This window comes from Dactylosporangium sp. NPDC049525 (assembly GCF_040676755.1).
Classification (GTDB): Bacteria; Actinomycetota; Actinomycetes; order Mycobacteriales; family Micromonosporaceae; genus Dactylosporangium.
The window spans coordinates 102,234-120,939 of record NZ_JBFAPO010000034.1 but is presented as its reverse complement, the minus strand read 5'-3'; the positions used below and the strand labels follow the sequence as shown (position 1 = coordinate 120,939).

The 18,706-nt window shown below is 71.4% G+C and carries 15 protein-coding genes; 10 read left to right on the top strand and 5 right to left on the bottom strand.

Annotation, left to right across the window (positions count from 1 at the left end; translation table 11 throughout):
• The first annotated feature begins 80 nt into the window (after positions 1-80).
• Complete coding sequence (locus AB0K00_RS36690) at positions 81-395, top strand: hypothetical protein (RefSeq protein WP_363530441.1); 315 nt, start codon at positions 81-83, stop codon at positions 393-395.
• On the opposite strand, the gene AB0K00_RS36685 is transcribed toward AB0K00_RS36690, so the two are convergent.
• Positions 364-1,215 carry an NAD(P)H-binding protein gene (locus AB0K00_RS36685; protein ID WP_363530438.1) on the bottom strand — a complete coding sequence of 284 codons (852 nt, stop codon included), beginning with the start codon at positions 1,213-1,215 and terminating at the stop codon, positions 364-366. The two genes, AB0K00_RS36690 and AB0K00_RS36685, sit on opposite strands and share 32 nt — an antisense overlap.
• A 197-nt stretch (positions 1,216-1,412) precedes the next feature.
• Positions 1,413-1,952, bottom strand: coding sequence for a hypothetical protein (locus AB0K00_RS36680; protein WP_363530435.1), 540 nt, complete (start codon positions 1,950-1,952; stop codon positions 1,413-1,415).
• 162 nt (positions 1,953-2,114) lie between these two features.
• Here AB0K00_RS36680 and AB0K00_RS36675 point away from each other — a divergent pair, with 162 nt between their 5' ends.
• The 3 genes from AB0K00_RS36675 to AB0K00_RS36665 all read left to right on the top strand — a co-directional run bounded on the left by AB0K00_RS36675 (position 2,115) and on the right by AB0K00_RS36665 (position 6,385).
• Complete coding sequence (locus AB0K00_RS36675) at positions 2,115-3,731, top strand: glycosyl hydrolase family 18 protein (protein ID WP_363530433.1); 1,617 nt, start codon at positions 2,115-2,117, stop codon at positions 3,729-3,731.
• 10 nt (positions 3,732-3,741) lie between these two features.
• Positions 3,742-4,551, top strand: a complete 810-nt coding sequence (locus tag AB0K00_RS36670; RefSeq protein WP_363530430.1) for a serine hydrolase domain-containing protein — start codon at positions 3,742-3,744, stop codon at positions 4,549-4,551.
• A gap of 520 nt (positions 4,552-5,071) precedes the next feature.
• On the top strand, positions 5,072-6,385 hold the full coding sequence (locus AB0K00_RS36665; protein ID WP_363530427.1) for a hypothetical protein: 1,314 nt from the start codon (positions 5,072-5,074) through the stop codon (positions 6,383-6,385).
• A 102-nt stretch (positions 6,386-6,487) separates the two neighbouring features.
• Here AB0K00_RS36665 and AB0K00_RS36660 read toward each other — a convergent pair whose 3' ends face one another.
• Entirely contained in the window at positions 6,488-8,407 is a 1,920-nt protein-coding gene (locus AB0K00_RS36660) for a S8 family serine peptidase (RefSeq protein WP_363530425.1), read from the bottom strand.
• 209 nt (positions 8,408-8,616) lie between these two features.
• Here AB0K00_RS36660 and AB0K00_RS36655 point away from each other — a divergent pair, with 209 nt between their 5' ends.
• From AB0K00_RS36655 to AB0K00_RS36640, 4 genes are all read left to right on the top strand, one after another.
• The gene (locus tag AB0K00_RS36655) at positions 8,617-8,853 is read left to right on the top strand and encodes a hypothetical protein (protein WP_363530423.1); all 237 of its coding nucleotides are present in this window, start codon (positions 8,617-8,619) and stop codon (positions 8,851-8,853) included.
• Positions 8,854-8,990: 137 nt separating this feature from the next.
• On the top strand, positions 8,991-10,349 hold the full coding sequence (locus AB0K00_RS36650; protein ID WP_363530420.1) for an NAD(P)/FAD-dependent oxidoreductase: 1,359 nt from the start codon (positions 8,991-8,993) through the stop codon (positions 10,347-10,349).
• 130 nt (positions 10,350-10,479) lie between these two features.
• A complete protein-coding gene (locus AB0K00_RS36645; protein WP_363530417.1) occupies positions 10,480-12,768 on the top strand; it encodes an EAL domain-containing protein in 2,289 nt (762 codons plus the stop codon).
• Positions 12,769-12,772: 4 nt separating this feature from the next.
• Positions 12,773-14,812 carry a prolyl oligopeptidase family serine peptidase gene (locus AB0K00_RS36640; protein ID WP_363530414.1) on the top strand — a complete coding sequence of 680 codons (2,040 nt, stop codon included), beginning with the start codon at positions 12,773-12,775 and terminating at the stop codon, positions 14,810-14,812.
• On the opposite strand, the gene AB0K00_RS36635 is transcribed toward AB0K00_RS36640, so the two are convergent.
• Positions 14,802-16,070, bottom strand: a complete 1,269-nt coding sequence (locus tag AB0K00_RS36635; protein WP_363530412.1) for an MFS transporter — start codon at positions 16,068-16,070, stop codon at positions 14,802-14,804. The two genes, AB0K00_RS36640 and AB0K00_RS36635, sit on opposite strands and share 11 nt — an antisense overlap.
• 142 nt (positions 16,071-16,212) lie before the next feature.
• Between AB0K00_RS36635 and AB0K00_RS36630 the strand changes: the two genes are divergently transcribed.
• Positions 16,213-16,869, top strand: coding sequence for a hypothetical protein (locus tag AB0K00_RS36630; protein WP_363530409.1), 657 nt, complete (start codon positions 16,213-16,215; stop codon positions 16,867-16,869).
• Here the strand turns inward: AB0K00_RS36630 and AB0K00_RS36625 are convergent.
• Positions 16,844-18,136, bottom strand: coding sequence for an MFS transporter (locus AB0K00_RS36625; protein WP_363530406.1), 1,293 nt, complete (start codon positions 18,134-18,136; stop codon positions 16,844-16,846). The genes AB0K00_RS36630 and AB0K00_RS36625 overlap by 26 nt on opposite strands.
• Positions 18,137-18,272: 136 nt before the next feature.
• Between AB0K00_RS36625 and AB0K00_RS36620 the strand changes: the two genes are divergently transcribed.
• Positions 18,273-18,659 (top strand): hypothetical protein, encoded by a 387-nt coding sequence (locus tag AB0K00_RS36620; RefSeq protein ID WP_363530404.1) that lies wholly within the window; start codon positions 18,273-18,275, stop codon positions 18,657-18,659.
• The last annotated feature ends 47 nt before the right edge of the window (positions 18,660-18,706 follow it).

Below are 18,706 nucleotides of genomic sequence, written 5' to 3'. Positions count from 1 at the left end.
CACCGATATCTCCACCGCACCCTGTACACTCTTACCCTACCCGACGCTCTTCCGTCCTCCGCCCTGCGGGGTGGACGGCGGTGCGGGCCGGCCTGTCCACCGGCCGGCCCGCCACGCTGCGCTCACCCGCGCCACGCCCGTGGCGGGAACCCGGCTGGGACACCCCGCCACGGGTGCGGGTGGCCGAGCACGCGGCGACCCTGTTCCTGATCGGCACGCCGCGTGCCCTGTTCGACCTCGGCGACGCCGTCACCGCCGCCGCGGCAGAGGTGCCCCGCATGCGTGACGTCCGGCGTCACGGCGAGGCGTTCCTGCTCGGCCTGTACGGATCCCTCGACGGCGACGTGGAGATGGACGTGCTGGTCAAGGACGACCGGTACCGCCGCCGCCGGTGAACGCCCCGGCGTGCTCCTCGAGCCAGTCGCGCAGCGTCAGCGCCGGCCGCCCGGCGAGCCGTGGCACGGTGTCGAACACCGTGTGGTCCCACGCACCCGACTGCCGCTTCAGCTCCAGCAGCGACTCCAGGCGGGGCCCGCCCCAGCCGCGCCGTTCGAACACCGCGCGGGTCTCGGCCACGGTCCGCACCGCGAGCCGCACCGGCGCGCCGATCACCGCGGCGACGGCGGCGGCCTGGTCCGCCGGCGACAGCGCCTCCGGCCCGGTGATCGTGTACTCCTGCCGTTCGTGCCCCGGCGTGGTCAGCACGGCCGCGGCGACCGCCGCCACATCCAGGGGGTGCACCATCGCGGAGACCGGGTCGGTCTCGGTGACCGTCATGGTGCGCTCGCGGGCGATGCCGGCGGCGTACTGCTCCAGGTACGTCATGAACGTCCCAGGCCGCAGGATCGTCCACGGGATCCCGGACCCGCGGATCACGTCCTCACCGGCGCGGTGACCGTTTGAGATCGCGTCGGTGGCGCCGAACGTGACGCCGCTGGTGGACAGCTTGACGAGGTGCCGGACGTCGGCCTGCCGCGCGGCGGCAACGAGCGCCCGCTCCTGCACGGGGCCGTCCTGCCCGTGCCCGGGCACCAGGACGAACACGGACGTGACGCCGTCGAGCGCGGCGGGCAGGGTCTCGGGCCGGTCGAGGTCGCCGAAGACCGCGCCGGGGAAGGTGGGCTTGCGGGTCATGGCCCGCACGGCGTGGCGCCGCGCGAGCAGGGGAACGAGCTCGGAGCCGATGGTGCCGGTGGCACCGGTGACGAGAATCATGATCTTCCAAGGGTGATCGCGGCGTGGTTGCACGCCGGGCGAGAACTACAAGGGAGCGGCGCCGTCGCCCACGCAGGGCACGGCGTTTCCAGACCCCGACCCTCGGTCAGCTCCCCGACCAGGGCCCCGTCTCCGGCTTGTCGTGTCTCGCGACCACGTCCTCTCGATCACAGGCGCCTCGATGCTAACGCAGCGGCTCAGGTCCGGGGATTCCATTTCGCCAGGATCTCGAGGCGGGCCACCGCCTGCTGCGCCGCCTTGGCGACCCGCTCCGGCTTCACGACCCGCTCCGCCTCGCCCCACAGGACGTCGTACAGGTGCCGCAGCGCCCCGCCCGGACGGCTGAAATTGATCAGGAGCCGGTCGTCGAACTGGTCACCCAGGTCGCGGATCAGGTCCAGGCAGCTGACGAGCCCGCCGCCCTCGTAGCGTGGGCTCCAGCCGGCGAACCGGTCGAACCGGAAGTCGGCCACGTCCGAGACGTCCGGCATCCGTCCGCGCAGCCCGTGCCGCAGGCTCTCCCAGCCGAACGTCCGGGACAGCACGTGCGTCGTGCGGTCCCGGCGCAGGTAGTCGCAGAGCCCTTCCGCGGTGTCGAACAGCGCGTACCGCGACCAGACGGGCAGCAGGAAGTCCCGCGCGTTCGGCATGTTGCCACCCCACAGCGACCATCCGACCCGCTTCGGCAGGAAGACCCGCACCGGCCACAGCATGGTGTCGTGAAACAGGTCGTCCATACCGTCGATCCTCCCCGCGACCGGCGCCCCGGGCGAGCGACTTACCCGCCCGCCGGGCACAGGCACCGGAGCAGGTGAGCGCAGATGAAGCCGGAGGCGGCCTTTACAACAACAGTTAAGAAACCTAATAATGGCGAGCACCGTCGATGGAGGTCCACCCCCATGAAGCGCATCGCGCTCATCCTCGGCGCCGGGATCCTGCTGGTGACCGGCCTGCTCGTAACGACGAACGCCTACGCCGCCAACCTTCTCACCAATCCCGGCTTCGAGAGCGGGTCGCTGTCCGGGTGGTCCTGCACCGGCAGCGGATCCGGGGCCGTGACCAGCCCGGTGCACTCCGGCTCCTACGCGCTCAACGGCAACGCCACCGCGTCCGACACCGCCCAGTGCACGCAGACGGTGACGGTCCAGCCGAGCACCGCCTACACGCTCAGCGGCTGGGTCCGCGGCTCCTACGTGTACCTCGGCATCACCGGCGGCGCGTCCACCTGGACCAGCGGGACCGCGTACAGCAAGCTCACCGTGCCGTTCACGACCGCCGCCGGCCAGACGTCGGTCCAGGTGTTCGTCCACGGGTGGTACGGCACCGGCGCCTACAACGCCGACGACATCTCCCTCGACGGGCCCGGCGGGCAGCCGACCGTGTCGCCCACCACGAGCAAGAGCCCCAGCAAGAGCCCGAGTGCCAGCCCCAGCGCCAGCCCGAGCCGGAGCCCGAGCACCAGTCCGAGTCCGAGCACCAGCCAGCCGCCGGTGACCGGGCTGCCGAAGCACGCGCTCATCGGCTACCTGCACGCCAGCTTCGCCAACGGCTCCGGGTACATCCGGGTGGCCGACATCCCCGCCGCCTGGGACATCATCAACCTGTCGTTCGGTGAGCCGACGTCGGTCACGTCCGGCGACATCCGGTTCAACCGCTGCCCCGTCGCCGAGTGCCCGAACGTCGAGTCCGACGCGGACTTCCTCGCCGCAATCAAGGCCAAGCAGGCCCAGGGCAAGAAGGTCCTGATCTCCATCGGCGGGCAGAACGGCCAGGTGCAGCTCACCACCACCGCGGCCCGCGACGCGTTCGTCAACTCGGTCAGCGCGATCATCGACCGGTGGGGGCTGGACGGCCTCGACATCGACTTCGAGGGCCACTCGCTGTACCTCAACGCCGGCGACAGCGACTTCCGCAACCCGACCACGCCCGTGGTGGTGAACCTCATCGCCGCGCTCAAGTCGCTGAAGGCGAAGTACGGCACCAAGTTCGTGCTCACCATGGCGCCGGAGACGTTCTTCGTGCAGCTCGGCTACCAGTTCTACGGCGGCACCAGCGCCGGGGACAACCGGGCCGGGTCCTACCTGCCGGTCATCCACGCGCTGCGGGACTCTCTCACCGTGCTGCACGTGCAGGACTACAACTCCGGTCCGATCACGGGGCTGGACAACCAGTACCACCAGATGGGCGACGCCACCTTCCACATCGCGATGACCGACATGCTCAAGGCCGGCTTCCCGGTTGCGAACACCGGCCAGACGTTCCCCGGGCTGCGCGCCGACCAGATCGCGTTCGGCGTGCCGGCCGCCGTCAGCGCGGGCAACGGCTACGTCGCCCCGGCTGTCGTCCAGGCCGCCGTCAACTGCCTCGTCAAGGGCAGCGGCTGCGGGTCGTACACCTTGCGCGGTGGCACCTCACCGGCCTTCCGCGGGCTCATGACCTGGTCGATCAACTGGGACCGCTACTACAACTGGGAGTTCATGAACACCCAGGAACCGTTCCTGAACGCCCTGCCGTAGGTTCGAGGGCGTGAGCAGCGCCCTGGATCTCGTCAGCACCTGGCCAGTCAAAACCGCGTCGGTCGCGGTCGTGGGTCCCGAGGGGGTCCGCGACCGCACCGGCCCGGACGATCCGCTGCCGTGGGCGTCGGTCACGAAGCTGCTGACGGCGTTGACGGTGCTCGTCGCGGTCGACAAGGGCGACGTCACGCTCGACGAGCCGGCCGGGCCGGAGGGTGCGACGGTGCGGCACCTGCTCGCGCACACCTCCGGGGTCGCGTTCGACGACGACACGCAGGTCGCCGCGCCGGGCCGCAAGCGGATCTACTCCAACCGCGGGTTCGAGCTCCTCGCCGACTTCGTCCTGACCCGCACCGGCGGCACGTTCGCGGAGCTGCTGACCGAGTCGGTGCTGCGCCCGCTCGGCATGGGCGGCACCACCCTGGAGGGCTCACCGGCCGCCGGGGCCCGCGGGCCGGTGTCGGACCTCGCCCTGCTCGGCCAGGAGCTCCTGGACCCGTCGCTGGTCCCCGACCTCATGCCGGAGGCCGTCTCCGTGCAATTTCCGGGTGTCTCCGGTGTACTGCCGGGCTTCGGCCGTCAGGACCCGAACGACTGGGGTCTCGGCTTCGAGATCCGGGACGGGAAGTCGCCGCACTGGACGGGTTCGCGCAACTCCCCCGCGACCTTCGGCCACTTCGGCCGCAGCGGCACGTTCCTGTGGGTCGATCCGGTCGCGGGCCTGGCCTGCGCGTGCCTCACCGACCGCGACTTCGGCGAGTGGTCCGCCGAGGTCTGGCCGGTCCTGTCCGACGCCGTCCTGAACGACTCGACCGCATAGCTGGCCGGACAGCCGACCTTGGAATGGTGGAGCGCCTCTGTCCGGGGAGATGCGCTCCACCCGTCACAGCCGTTGCTACCGGTCGCGCTCGATCGCATCGTCGAGTCTGCAATAGACCCAGCTGCTGACCAACACTGTCGCGAGCCGACCTGCACCAAGGTCCGTGTGGTGCGCATGCGACGCCAAGGCATCGGCAACGGCACCTCCAGAAAGGCCGACTGTTGACGCGGCAACCCCGATCGCGGCCTGTCGCAGTGTGATCTTTCGCCCCACTGAACCCTCCTATGTCGCGGACGAGCACGATGCTCTGCGTCCACTCCACCGGTTCTGCGCTGTTCGTTGGTTCGCTGGCGAACACCTGTCTCACGGTCGCCGATTGACCAGCTTCTGCCCCACGACGTGTTCTTTCGGCGAACACACCAGCGAACACGCTGTCATAGCGAGCGGCGACCAGCGGCGGTAGAGTCCCCCTAGTCTCAGCCGGGGTGCCACCGGCAGAGGATCGCCGGAGGGATCAGCGTTGGGCACCCATGGCCGCGGGCGGTTGAGTGACGACCCGGTCCGGGATCTCCTCCAGATACTGCAACGCGCCTACGAGGACAACAATCGTCCTTCGCTGAGGCAGATTGCGCTTCGCATGTCAAAAACACTGGGCCGGGAGCCCGCTCGTTCTCATCTCAGCGAAGTCCTTCGGGGAAAGAAGTTTCCGAGCCTGACAATGACCCAGAGTCTCGTCATTGCGCTGCACGCCAGTCCCGACGTACAGCAACGCGCGTGTGACCTGGTCGAGCAGGTCGAGGCAAACCGGGCGGCACCGGTCCGGCGCAACGCCCGACCCAGAGCGCGCGGGCGGCCGCACTGGTGGCCTCGGTCAAGCTACGTCGATCAAGTCGCCGAGATCGTTCCGACGAATGGCCTGGTGAATCGAGAGACCGAGCTCACCGAACTGGCCCGATTCTGCAGCGGGACCGATCAATACGTGTGGTGGCAGGCCCCGCCGTGGGCCGGTAAGTCAGCGCTGATGGCGACGTTTGTCCGGAACCCGCCGGAGGATGTCGACGTCGTGTCCTTCTTCGTGACGTCGCGCCTCGCGGGTCATGCCGACAGTATCGGGCTCGTTGATGTGCTCTCCGAACAACTGGCGGCGATTCTGGGCCGGCCCATGCCGTCCACGGGTGTGCTGACACTGCGGGATACATATCGGCGATCGATGATTCGCGACGCATTGCAGCAGGTAGCCGAACTCGGCCGTCAGCTCGTCCTGGTCGTCGACGGGCTCGATGAGGACGGGAAGAGCCGGCCGGGCACGGGTCTCGCCAGCATCGCATCAATACTGCCCAGCCTGCTTGGGGATCAGGTCCGAGTCATCGTATCGAGCAGGCCGGATCCTCCGTTGCCACATGACGTCGCAGACGGCCATCCCCTGCGGCAATGTCGCATCCGGCATCTCGACGTGTCTCCCCACGCCACGAATGTTGCGTCGCGGGCCCGACGTGAGCTCAACGGCCTTCTTCAGCGGGGCAAGGCCGAGCAGGACATCATCGGATTCCTCGCCGCGCGGCGAGGCGGCCTGAGCGCTGTCGAGCTCCAGCAGCTGACCGGCCTGCCACCGTTCAAGCTCGAGCACATCCTGGCTGGAGACTTCGGCAGGACGGTTGTGCCTCGTACCGACCATGGCGCCGCATCTTCACATCGCGTCTACGTCTTCACCCACGACGCGTTGCTCGAGGAGTCGGTCAGCCAACTCGGCCCCGCACTGATCGACCGGTACAGGGCGCGGATCGCCCGATGGGCGCAGGTTTACATCGACCGCGGCAGACTCGAAAACCTCTAGGTGCCAGAGTCCGACAGATCATCCCGGAATTGCGTCCAGGAACGGCGGCGGGGCGCCCTCGTGGGTGAGAGCGCCCCGCCTTGTGCGGTGCCGGGGAAAGCGTTACGACCAGCTGGACGTCGACCAGTCGTCGGCGGACCAGTAGTGACCGCTCCAGTAGTGGCCGGACCAGTAGTGGCCGGTCCAGTACTGCTCGGACCACTCCGGGTCGCTCCACGAGCCGGTGCCGGTCCACGGGGTGCCCTGCCACGAGGCGGCGGCCCAGGTCCGCGACGTCGACGGCGGGACCCAGCGCTGGTTGTCCTGGTCGAGGCAGTCCCAGATCTGCAGCGCGGTGCCGTTCGCGGTGTTCCAGCCGTCCACGTCGAGGCACTTGCTCGCGTTGACGTTCACCAGCTGGCGGGCGGTGTTGACCCGCCACTGCTGGGCCGGCGTGCCGTTGCAGTCGAAGAGCTGGACCTTGGTGCCGTTGGCGGTGCCGGCGGCCGTGACGTCCAGGCACTTACCCAGGGCCTGCGCGCTGCCGTCCGCGGCGAGCACCCAGTACTGCGCCGGGGTGTTGTTGCAGTCGTACAGCTGGATCGGCGTGCCGTTGATGTTCTGCCGGTTCTGCACGTCGACGCACTTGCCGGCGTAGCCGGTGATCTGTCCCGTGCCGCCCGTGCCGCCGGCGCCGGTCCAGGTGTCCCCGGCCATCCGGTAGCCCATCCACATGCCGCCGTTCCAGCTGGTCTTCTGCGCGGCGAGGCTGGCCCACGCGGCGCCGTTGAACGGGCCGAAGATGGACTGCTCGCCGCTGAGCTCGATCCCGTTGAACGACAGGTGGTTGCCGCCGCGAGCGGTTTCCACCGAGCCGGTGCCGGTGCCCTTCGTGGCGGTCTGCGTGGTCGTCGGGGTGGCCAGGGCGATGGTCGCCGCGACGTTGAGCTCCTTCATGCCCTTCTGCCCGGCGGTGCCGGTGGTCAGCGCCGTCGCGCCGGAGACCAGGAGCTTCTTGACCTGGTCGGGGGTCAGCGACGGCCGCTGCTGCAGCAGCAGCGCCGCTGCCGAGGCGGTGACGGCCGCGGCCTGCGAGGTGCCGCTGCCCTTGAAGCCGGTGTCGCCGACGCGGGCCGTCGGGTACTGCTGGTCGACGTTGGAGCCCGGGTCGCGCAGCGACACGATCGACGTGCCGGGTGCCAGCAGGTCGACCTTGCGGGCCGCGTTGGAGTTGTTGGTGTAGGAGGCCAGGTCGTCGTCGGTCATCGCGACGGTGTTGTTGGTGGTCGACGCGCCGACGGCGACGACGAACGGGTCCATCGCCGGGTTGGTGAGCGCGGTGGTGGTGTTGCCGTCGTTACCCGCGGCGACGACGACCACGATGCCGGCCTGCCACGCCTGCTCGACGGCGAACATCAGCGGGTCGACCGTGGAGGCCGACATGCCGCTCGAACCGTAGGACAGGTTCAGCACCCGGATCGGGCTCGAAGGGTCGTGGTTGCGGTTCTGCACCACCCAGTCGATCGCGGCGATCATCTGGGACACGTCGTTGGCGCCGGTGGCGGTGCCGACCTTGACGGAGGTCACCTTCGCCTTGGGTGCCAGCCCGATCGTGCCGGTCGCGGCGTCGTTGCCGACCATGATGCCGGCCATGTGCGTGCCGTGGCCGAACGTGTCCAGGTAGCGCAACTGCCCGGACTGCGACTCGAACGACAGGTCCGGGCCGTTGACGAGCTGCGCGGCCGGCAGTCCGGCCACCGGGGCGACCCCGGTGTCGATCAGCGCGATCCCGACCCCCTGGCCGGTCAGCGACGCCGCGGCGCCACTGTCCGCCTTGATGATCGAGCGCACGCTCTTGAGCGTGGTGCCGGCACCCGCCGGCCATTCGTCGGCAGACCAGCCGCCACCGAGGCGGCCGTTGCCGCCGGTGGGCTCGGGGCTGGTCACGGCGGCGGCAGCGCCACCGAACGCGAGCAACCCCAGCGACGTCGCGACGGCGACCAGTCCCGACGCGCCAGCGCGCAATCGACGACGGCCCGTCATCGGCTTCATCATCCGCATCTCCCCATCCATGGAGCACGAACACACTCACTCCGTGCGTTCGAATCACCACGATCCGGTGTCGTTCACCGAAAGTCACGGCCCGGTGACCAGAATGCGCCGAACACCCGACAGGCTTTCTGACCTGCTGTAATCCCCCCTGCCGGCGGTCACCCCGATCGTCTGACACGGGGCGCTGGCATACTGCGGCGGTGGTGTTGTCCCGGCGCTGGTCTTTGCTGCTGATCGCGGTCGCGGTGTGGAGCTGGCTGATCTGGCCGCGGTTCCTGCTGGCGATCTGGGACGACGACCGGTCGTGGACGGTTGCGCACGGTTCGGCGTTCTTCTGGATCCACGTCGGGCTGATAACCGTGTCGCTGGCCCTCGGCACTGCGGTCGGCGTCCTGGGCTTCCTCGGCGTCCGCGCGTCCCGCCGCCGCGACCAGTAGCCGCCGGTAGCCGAGGCGACCGGTAGCCGAGGCGCCGCCCGGCGGTCGCGGTCGGTGTTCGCGGCACGACGGTCGCGGCGCGGGCACGTTCGCGGTCTGTAACTCTTACGGGCGCCGGCAGGCCATAGGGTTGCGCCATGGCGGAAACCGTGGACGTTGTGGTGGTCGGGCTGGGTGTCGGCGGCGAGGAGGTCGCCGGGCGCCTCGCCCAGGCGGGCCTGAGCGTGGTCGGCATCGAGGGAAGGCTCGTCGGTGGTGAGTGCCCTTACTGGGGCTGCGTGCCGAGCAAGATGATGATCCGGGCGGGCAACGCGCTCGCCGAGGCCAGGCGCGTGCCGCAGCTGGCCGGCGCCGCCGACGTGCGCGCCGACTGGGCCCCGGTCGCCCGGCGCATCCGCGAGGAGGCCACCGACTCGTGGAACGACAAGGTCGCCGTCGACCGGCTGGTCGGCAAGGGCGTCACGTTCGTCCGCGGCTGGGCCACGATCACCGGCGCGGACGAGGTCACCGCCGGTGACCGGGTCTTCCGGGCGACCCGCGGGATCGTCCTGGGCACCGGCACCGAGCCGGCGGTCCCCCCGATCGACGGCCTCGCCGGCACACCGCTGTGGACCAACCGCGAGGCGATCGAGGCCGAGACCCTGCCCGCTTCCCTGATCGTGCTCGGCGGCGGCGCGATCGGCGTCGAGCTCGCCCAGGTCTTCGCGCGCTTCGGCGTGACGGTCACCGTCGTGGAGGCCCTCGACCGGCTCGTCGCCCTCGAGGAGCCCGAGTCCTCGGACCTGGCCCGCGACGCGCTGACCCGCGACGGCGTCACCGTGCACGTCGGGGTCAAGGCGTCGTCGGTACGCCACGACGCGGCCGGATTCACGGTGACCCTGTCCGACGGCGAAACGGTCACCGCCGAGAAGCTCCTCGTCGCCACCGGCCGCAAGGTCGACCTGTCCAAGCTCGGCATCGACCGGCTCGGCCTCGACCCGGCGGCCCGCGCCATCACCGTCGACGACCGCATGCGCGCCGGCGAGCGGGTCTGGGCCGTCGGGGACGTGACCGGCCACGGCGCGTTCACGCACATGGCGATGTACCAGGCGGGCATCGCCGTGCGCGACATCCTCGGCCAGGACGGCCCGCCGGCGGACTACCGGGCGACGCCGCGGGTGACGTTCACCGACCCGGAGATCGGCGCCGTCGGCCTGACCGAGGCCCAGGCCCGCGCGAACGGCCTGCGGGTGCGGGTCGGCACCGGGCAGGTCCCGGCCTCGTCCCGCGGCTGGATCCACAAGGCCGGCAACGAGGGCTTCATCAAGCTCGTCGAGGACGCCGACCGCGGCATCCTCGTCGGCGCCACCTCCGCCGGCCCGGTCGGCGGCGAGGTCCTGTCCGCCCTCGCGGTCGCGGTGCACGCCGAGGTCCCGGTCGAGACGCTGCGCCACATGATCTACGCGTACCCGACGTTCCACCGCGGCATCGAGGACGCCCTGCGCGACCTGTCCTGACCCCGGCGCCGCGCCGGACGGCCGACGCGGTGCGGGCCGTCCGGCGCGGCGCGCCCGGCCGCAAAGACCTCAACCAGCACTCGGTGCCGCCGATAGGATGCGCACGACGAGAAGGCTGGGAGGTGGCCGGGTGAGCCTGCGCCGCGACCGGCTCTGGCTGGCGTTCCTCGCGCTCGGCACCATCTGCACCGTCCTGTTCGCCGTGAATGTCGCGGCCGACCTGGCATCGGCGGTGATCGGCGGCGTGTGCGTGCTGGCCTGGGCGTTCGGGCCGCGCCTGCACGGCGTGTGGCCGCGCCGGCCGTGGCGGCTGATGACGGCGGCCGCGTCGTTCTTCCTCGTCGGGATCATCGTGCGGGCCATGCTGGTCGAGCAGCCGGCGCCGATCGCGCAGATCGGCGACGCGTTCACCGTGTGCGGCTTCGGGTTCTTCATCGCCTCGCTGGTCACGTTCCAGAGCCGGTGGGGCATGGACCGGCACGCGCTGCTCGACGGGCTCATCGTGTGCATCGGCGCGGCGCTCGCCTCGACGCTGCTGTTCGTGCTGCCGACCGCGTCGATCCCCGGCCGGCCGCTCATCGTGACCCTGATCGCCGGGCTGTATCCGCTGCTGGACACGGTCACTGTCCTGCTGGTGGCCAACCTGGCGTTCACCACGGCCGTCCGGCAGCCGTCGTTCATGCTGATGGGCTCCATGATGGTCCTGGTGTTCTGCGGCGACCTCGGCTACGCGATCATCGGGCGCAACGGCGACGTGACCGGGCCGCGGCTGATGGCGCTGCCGTTCCTGCTGGCGTTCACGCTCGGCGGCGCCGCCGCGCTGCACCCGACCGCCAAGGCCCTCGCGCGGGCCACCCCGCTGCCGATCCAGGCGTGGTCGCTGCCCCGGATGCTGCTCATCGGGCCGGCGGTGGCGATGCCGTTCGTGCTCACCGTCACGCTGGGCGCCGAGACGCCGGTGAAGCGTTGGGCGCTGGGCCTCGGTGGCGCCGCGATCGTCGCGCTGCTGCTGGTGCGGGCCTCCGACGCGGTGCAGAGCCACGCCGCCGCGCAGCGCCGCTTCGAGCACCAGGCCACCCACGACCCGCTCACCGGCCTGCCCAACCGGCGGATGCTGAGCATCATGGTCGAGCGGCTGCTCGGCGACGACCGCCCGGAGCGGGGCGCGAACGTGTGGATGTTCTACCTCGACCTCGACGGGTTCAAGCTGGTCAACGACTCGTGGGGGCACACGGCCGGGGACCAGCTCATCATCGACGTCGGCACCCGGCTGCGGCACGCCCTGCCGCCCGCGGCGACGATCGCCCGGGTCGGCGGCGACGAGTTCGTCGTCGTGCAGCGCTGCACCGAGCCGGAGGCGATGGCCAACGCCCGGCGGATCATGGAGTGCGTCGAGCGGCCGCTGGTCGTGGTCACCGCCGAGGGCGCCACCGCGGACGTCGTGATCGGCGCGTCGATGGGCATCGTGCAGTCGCCGAAGGGTGCGCGCGCCGACCAGGCCGACGCGCTCATGCGCGACGCCGACACCGCCATGTACCGGGCGAAGGAGTCCGGCCGCAACCGCTGGACGGTCTTCGACGCCTCGATGCGCGACGCGGTCCGGGAGCGGGTCGAGATCGAGGTCGCGCTGCGCGCCGCCGTCGCGCACGAGCAGCTCAGCATCGCCTACCAGCCGATCGTCACCATGATCACCGGCCGGCCCGCCGGCGCCGAGGCGCTGTGCCGGTGGCAGCACCCGGTCCGCGGCTGGATCGGGCCCAACATGTTCATCGCGGTCGCCGAGGACTCCAACCTCATCTCCGCGCTGGGCGCCTGGGTGCTGCGCGAGTCCGTGTCGCAGCTGGCCAGGTGGCGCGCCGACGGCGTGGTCGACGACGACTTCTGGATGTCGGTCAACGTCTCGCCGCGGCAGCTCGGCGACCCGGCGTTCGCGGAGCGGCTCGCCGGCACGCTGCGCCAGGCGGGCGTACCCGCCGCCAACCTGGTCCTGGAGATCACCGAGTCGGTCATGGTCGACGGCAGCGACCTCACCGAACGGGTCCTCGTGGAGCTGCGCGCCCTCGGCGTGCGGATCGCCGTCGACGACTTCGGCACCGGGTTCTCCGCGCTGGGGTACCTGCGCCGCCATCCCGTCACGGGGGTGAAGATCGACCGGTCGTTCGTCAACGGCCTCGGCACCAGCGCGGAGGACGAAGAGATCGTCCGGGCCGTGGTCGCGATGAGCAGCGCCCTGCACCTCGCGGTCGTCGCCGAGGGCGTGGAAACCCCGGCGCAGCGTGACGTGCTCATCGCGCTGGGTGTACCACTCGCGCAGGGCTGGCTGTGGGGCAGGGCGGTCGACCCGGCCACGTTCGCCGATACCTGGGCCGGCAACCAGGCGGTCCGCGTGGCACTGCCCGCCGCCGTTCCGTCAGACTGAACCGATGACCGACACGATCACCGCTGAGGACGCCCACCTCTGGCTGGAGGAGGTGGACGGCGCCGACGCGATGGCCTGGGTCCGTGACCGCAACGCCGAGACCGTCGCCACGTTCGCCGGCGAGGCCCGCTTCGCCGAGCTGCGCGACGAGATCCGCGCCGTGCTGGACGCCGACGACCGCATCCCGATGATCGCCTGGCACGGGGAACGGGTCTACAACCTGTGGAAGGACGCCGACCACCCCCGCGGCCTGTGGCGGCGCACCACCCTTGCGGACTACCGCGCGGACGACCCCGCCTGGGAGACGGTCCTGGACCTCGACGCCCTCGCCGCCGCCGAGGACGAGAACTGGGTCTGGCAGGGCGTCACCTACCTGCGCCGCGGGCCGCTCGCCGGCGACCACCGGGCGCTGCTGTCGCTGTCCCGCGGCGGCGCCGACGCGGCCGTGGTCCGCGAGTTCGACCTGGACCGCAAGGAGTTCGTGGACGGCGGCTTCACCCTGCCCGAGGCGAAGAGCGACGTGAGCTGGATCTCGATCGACGAGATCTTCGTCGGAACCGACACCGGGCCGGACGCGATGACGTCGTCGGGCTACCCGCGGCAGGTCCGGCGGTGGCGGCGCGGCACCCCCGTGCTGGAGGCGCCGCTGGTGTTCGAGGGCACCGCCGAGGACGTGTCCGTCCGCGCGTCCAGCGACCCGTCCGCCGAGGGTGAACGGGCCCTGATCCGCCGGTCGCTGGACTTCTTCCACGCCGAGCGGCACCTGCTCGTCGACGGCGAGCTGACGAAGCTGGACGTGCCCGACGACGCCGGCGTCGACCTGCACCGCGACTGGCTGCTCATCCGGGTCCGCACCGACTGGGCCGTCGGCGGCGCCACCCACCCGGCCGGGTCGCTGCTCATCGTCGACCTCGCCGCGTTCCTCGCCGGCAGCCGGGACCTGACGACCCTGTTCACGCCCGACCCGCACACGTCGCTGTCCTACAGCGACTGGACCCACGACGGGCTGATCCTGGTCCTGCTCGCCGACGTGCAGAGCCGGCTGGAGCTGCTGTCGTTCGTGGACGGGCACTGGGAGCGCACCGTGCTGGGCGGCCTCGAGCTGGGCCAGACCGACGTGTGGGACACCAACGCCGACGCCGACGAGCAGTTCCTGCTGCTGTCCAGCGGCTTCACACTGCCGCCGACCCTGCGCCACGGCGTCCTCGGCGGCGACCCGCCGGTGGTGCTCAAGCAGGGCCCGTCCTACTTCCCGACCGACGGGATCACCACCAGGCAGTTCTTCGCCACGTCCGCCGACGGTACGCAGGTGCCGTACTTCGTGGTCGGCGACCCTTCGGCGGGACCCGGGCCGACGCTGCTGAGCGGCTACGGCGGCTTCGAGGTGTCGCGGGTCCCGTCCTACAACTCGATCATCGGCCGCGGCTGGCTCGCGCGCGGCGGCACGTACGTGGTGGCGAACATCCGCGGCGGCGGCGAATACGGCCCGCAGTGGCACCGCTCGGCGCTGCGGGAGAAGCGGCCGCGCGCCTACGAGGACTTCGCCGCGGTCGCCGCGGACCTCGTCGAGCGTGGCATCACCACCCGCGCCCAGCTCGGCATCGAGGGCGGCTCCAACGGCGGGCTGCTCATGGGGGTCATGCTGACCCGCTACCCGGACCTGTTCGGCGCGATCGTGTGCGCGGTGCCGCTGCTGGACATGCGCCGCTACCACCTGCTGCTGGCCGGGGCGTCGTGGATGGCGGAGTACGGCGACCCGGACGTCGCCGACGACTGGGCGTACCTGAGCCTGTTCTCCCCGTATCAGAACGTGCGGCAGGGCGTGCCGTACCCGCCGACGCTCATCACCACGTCGACCCGGGACGACCGGGTGCACCCCGGGCACGCCCGCAAGATGGTCGCCCGGCTGCGCGAGCACGGCCACGACGTCGCCTACTACGAGAACATCGAGGGCGGCCACGGCGGCGCCGCCGACAACGCGCAGCTGGCGTTCAAGTGGGCGCTGACCTTCGAGTTCCTGTGGCGGACCCTGGCTAAGGCGTGACGGGCAGTGCCTCGCCGCGGCGCATCGCGGCGAGGTGCTCCGGCGGCATGATGCGGCGGGTGGTGCGCCGGTAGCGCCACACCTGCGCCGCGCCGACGCCCCACAGCACGTACTGGACGGCGAACGCCCACTTGTACGCCCCGAGCGTCGGGTGCGCGGCGCCGGCCGGGGTCTGCAGGTCCAGCAGCACGCCGATGCCGACGATCAACACGATCGACGCGGCGAACCCGCCGACGTTGACGATGCCGGTCGCGCCGCCGAGCCGCCCCGCGGGGTTGAACGACCGCGCGTAGTCGAACCCGATCATCGAACCGGGTCCGTTCACGGCGAGGACCAGCACCAGCCCGGTCAGCACCGCGAGCGGCGCCCGGCCGGGCCACAGCAGCACCACGGCCCACGCGGCGGCCGAGCCGGCCACGATGCCGAGGACCAGGGTCGAGCGATGGTACGGCAGCCGCCCGCAGAAGTGCCCGATGACCGGGCCGAGGACGATGCCGCCGACCGTCAGCAGCGACAGCAGCAGCGCGGCGGTCGCCGGGGCGAGGCCCTCCCCCTGCGTCAGGAACGGGAACCCCCACAGCAGCGCGAACACGCTGCCGGAGAACTGCGCGACGAAGTGCGTCCACAGCCCGAGCCGGGTGCCGGGATGCTCCCACGACAGCTTCAACGCCTTCGGCGTTTTATCCGCTTTGCCCTGCTCCTGTGCCGGTGCGTCCTTCAGGGTCAGCGCGACCAGGGCGACCGCGGCGGCGCCGAGCACGGCCGCGCCCAGGAACGTCGCCGTCCACCCCGCGTCGCGCAGCAGCACCACGAGCGGCACCGCCGACGACAGCGCACCGAGCTGCCCGACCATGCCGGTGAGCTGCACCATCAGCGGGTTACGGCGCGGCGGATACCACATCGCCACGACCCGCAGCACGCTGATGAACGTCATCGCGTCGCCGACACCGATGAGCACCCGGGCCGCGATCGCGGGGCCGATGTCCCCGGCGTAGGCGAACAGCAGCTGCCCGGCGACCATGAGCAGCCCGCCGACGACCAGCATGCGCCGCGACCCGAACCGGTCCAGCAGCACCCCGACCGGGATCTGCATGCCCGCGTAGACGGCGAGCTGCGCCACGGACAGCAGGGCCAGCAGCGACGTGCCGACCCCGAAGCGATCCGCCGCGGCTACCCCGGCGACCCCGAGGGAGGACCGGTGGAACACGGCGATGATGTACGCGGTGAGCCCGATCGCCCACATGACATGTCTGCGCATTGCACCAGCGACGCTAGCGTTTGCGGACCCGCAGCGGTGGCAGTTGTGACGGCGCTCAAGTGTGGGCTTGCGGACACCCCATACGCTGTCCGGGTCCGCTTTGCCTGTCCATCGCCTGCTTCCGGCCCCTGAGGATCGTGTCATGAGCGACCTGACCGCCACGCCCATCCGGTGGGAGCACTCGGGCGACGGCGAGTTCCCCTACCACGCCGAGGTCGACGGGCGCACCCTCACCGTGCGGGTCAACGACTTCCCGGCGGAGCCGCTGTACACCCTCATCGTCGACGGGGCAGAACTCGTCGACCTCGACGACTGGCCGACCGTCTGGCGCCGCCCGCCCGCCCCGGCGCACCTGCTCGACCTGATCGCCCGCCCGATCACCACCGACCTGCTGTGGACCTGGGCGCGGCGCATCTGCGGGGTCACCACCGAACACCCCGCCGAGGTCGCTGCGCTGCTCGGGCTGCCGGCGCCGACGCAGGACGACTTCGGCCGGCTGTTCGTGCAGCCGAGCCCGCCCGGCACCGCCCGGCTCGAACTGTCGATGAACGACCGCGCGGGCCTGTCCGCCGTCGTCATCTCCTTCACCGAGGCGGCCCTCACCCGGGCGGAGCTGGACGCCTGCTTCGGCCCGTCGCGCGACCTGCCCCGCATCCACTGGGACTCCGCGCACGTGACCGCGCATCAGATCACCGCCCCGGCGGCGCCGCTGTCGTGCACGCTGCTCGCCGCGTTCAGCGGCGAACCGGCCCCGCCCGCCCGCACCTTCCAGATCACGCTGCGCCGCGACCACCACTGACCGCGTCTCCCGTCGTTTCTGCCGCTTCCGCTCCGTCTGTTGTGTTTTTCATTTCGGCGTCCGCCTTGGTGATCGCGGTGTCGACGCGGGTGTTGGTCAGGCGGAGCGCGGCGTACCCGCCGGCGGCGAGCGTGAGCAGCGCCGCCACGAGGATCGGGGTGCGCAGGTCACCGGCGTCCGCGAGCACCCCGCCGGCGATCGCGCCGAGCGGCATCACGCCCCAGGCGACCACCCGGTAGATGCCGATGGTCCGGCCCAGCAGCGCGTCCGGCGTCAGCCGCTGCCGCAGCGAGCCGTAGACGACGTTCCACACCAGGATCGCCCAGCCCGTCAGCGCCCAGCCGACGGCCGCCACGTACGGCGAGCGGGTGGCCGCGGCGAGCAGCATGCCGAGGCCGGTGACGACCGCCGACAACGCCATCGCGCGCCCGCGACCGGTCCTCGCCGCGACCCACGCCGCCGTCTGGCTGCCGGCGAGCGCGCCGACCGCGGCGGTCAGCAGGAACAGCCCGAACGCCGCCTCCGGAATGCCGAGGACCTCCCGCGTCCACAGCACCACCAGCGCCATCGCCATCGCATTGGCGAAGCCGAGCACCACGACCACCGACAGCATCGCCCGGTGCAACAGGTCACCGCGCACGAACCGCACCGCCTGCCCCATCGCCTGCGTCATCCGCGTCGGCTGGTCCACCTGCGCCCGGTACGTGCCGGGCAACGCCAGCATCAGCAGCGCCGCCAGCGCGAAGCAGGCGACGTTGATCCCGAACGCGGCCCCCGCCGCCATCGCGAACACCGCACTGGCCAGCGGCGGCGCGACGAAGTCGTGCGCCAGCAACCCCGCGCCCTGCAGCCGCCCGTTCGCCGTCTCCAACCGTTCCCGGTCGCCGACCACCGCCGGCACCATCGAGCCGACGGCGTTGTCGTACACGGTCTCGCCCGCGCCGAGCACCAGGACCACGACGTACAGCAGCCACAACGACGCCCGATCCACCGCAACCGCCGCGAGCAGCACCGCGAGGACCCCGGTGCGCATCGCGCCGACGACGAGCGCCAGCCGCCGCCGGTCGTGCCGGTCGACCAGGACCCCGGACGGCAACCCCAGCACCAGCCACGGCAGGAACCCGAGCGCCGCCAGCGCCGAGAACGCCACCGGATCGCTGGTCAGCCGCGCAGCGAGCAGCGCAATGGCCACCCGGTAGACCCCGTCCCCGAGGTTCCCCGCGGCCGACGCCGCCCACAGCCGGTTGAACCGCCGACCAAGCCCCACCCGACGACCACCGCGCTCCGCGTGCCCCCGCTCCGCCATCCGTCCACCTAACCGGACCGCGCCCCCTCCCGCCATCCACGATCGTGGAACTTCGCCGACTCTTCGCAGCCGGCGGGCGATGTTCTACGGTGCAGCGGTGCGGTATCTGACGCGTGCGTTCACACTCGGGGCGTTACGGCGGGACAAAGCTATCGAGCAGTTCCTGGGCCCGGTCGACGTCGCCGGGGTGGCCGGGATCCGGTGGGTGTCCGTGGGCCCTGCTGACGGACTGTTCCGGGTCGCGGTGCACACCGCCATGGACATCGACGACGACTTCCGGGACCTGCCGAACCTGCCGCCCCTCTGCGCGGAGGAAGAGCAGTACGTCGGCGAGGGCACCGAACTCGGCAGGGCCGCCGACCCGCTCGCCGCGATCGAACTGGCGGAGCGGCTGACGGGTGCCACCCCCGAGCGGTGGGTCAACGAGGGCGTCGCCGGCGACGACTACGCCGATCTCGTCCTGACCCGGCGCCGCGACACCTGACTGCTCGCACCTTTGCGTGCTGCCGATCGCCACGTGCTCGGCAGGCG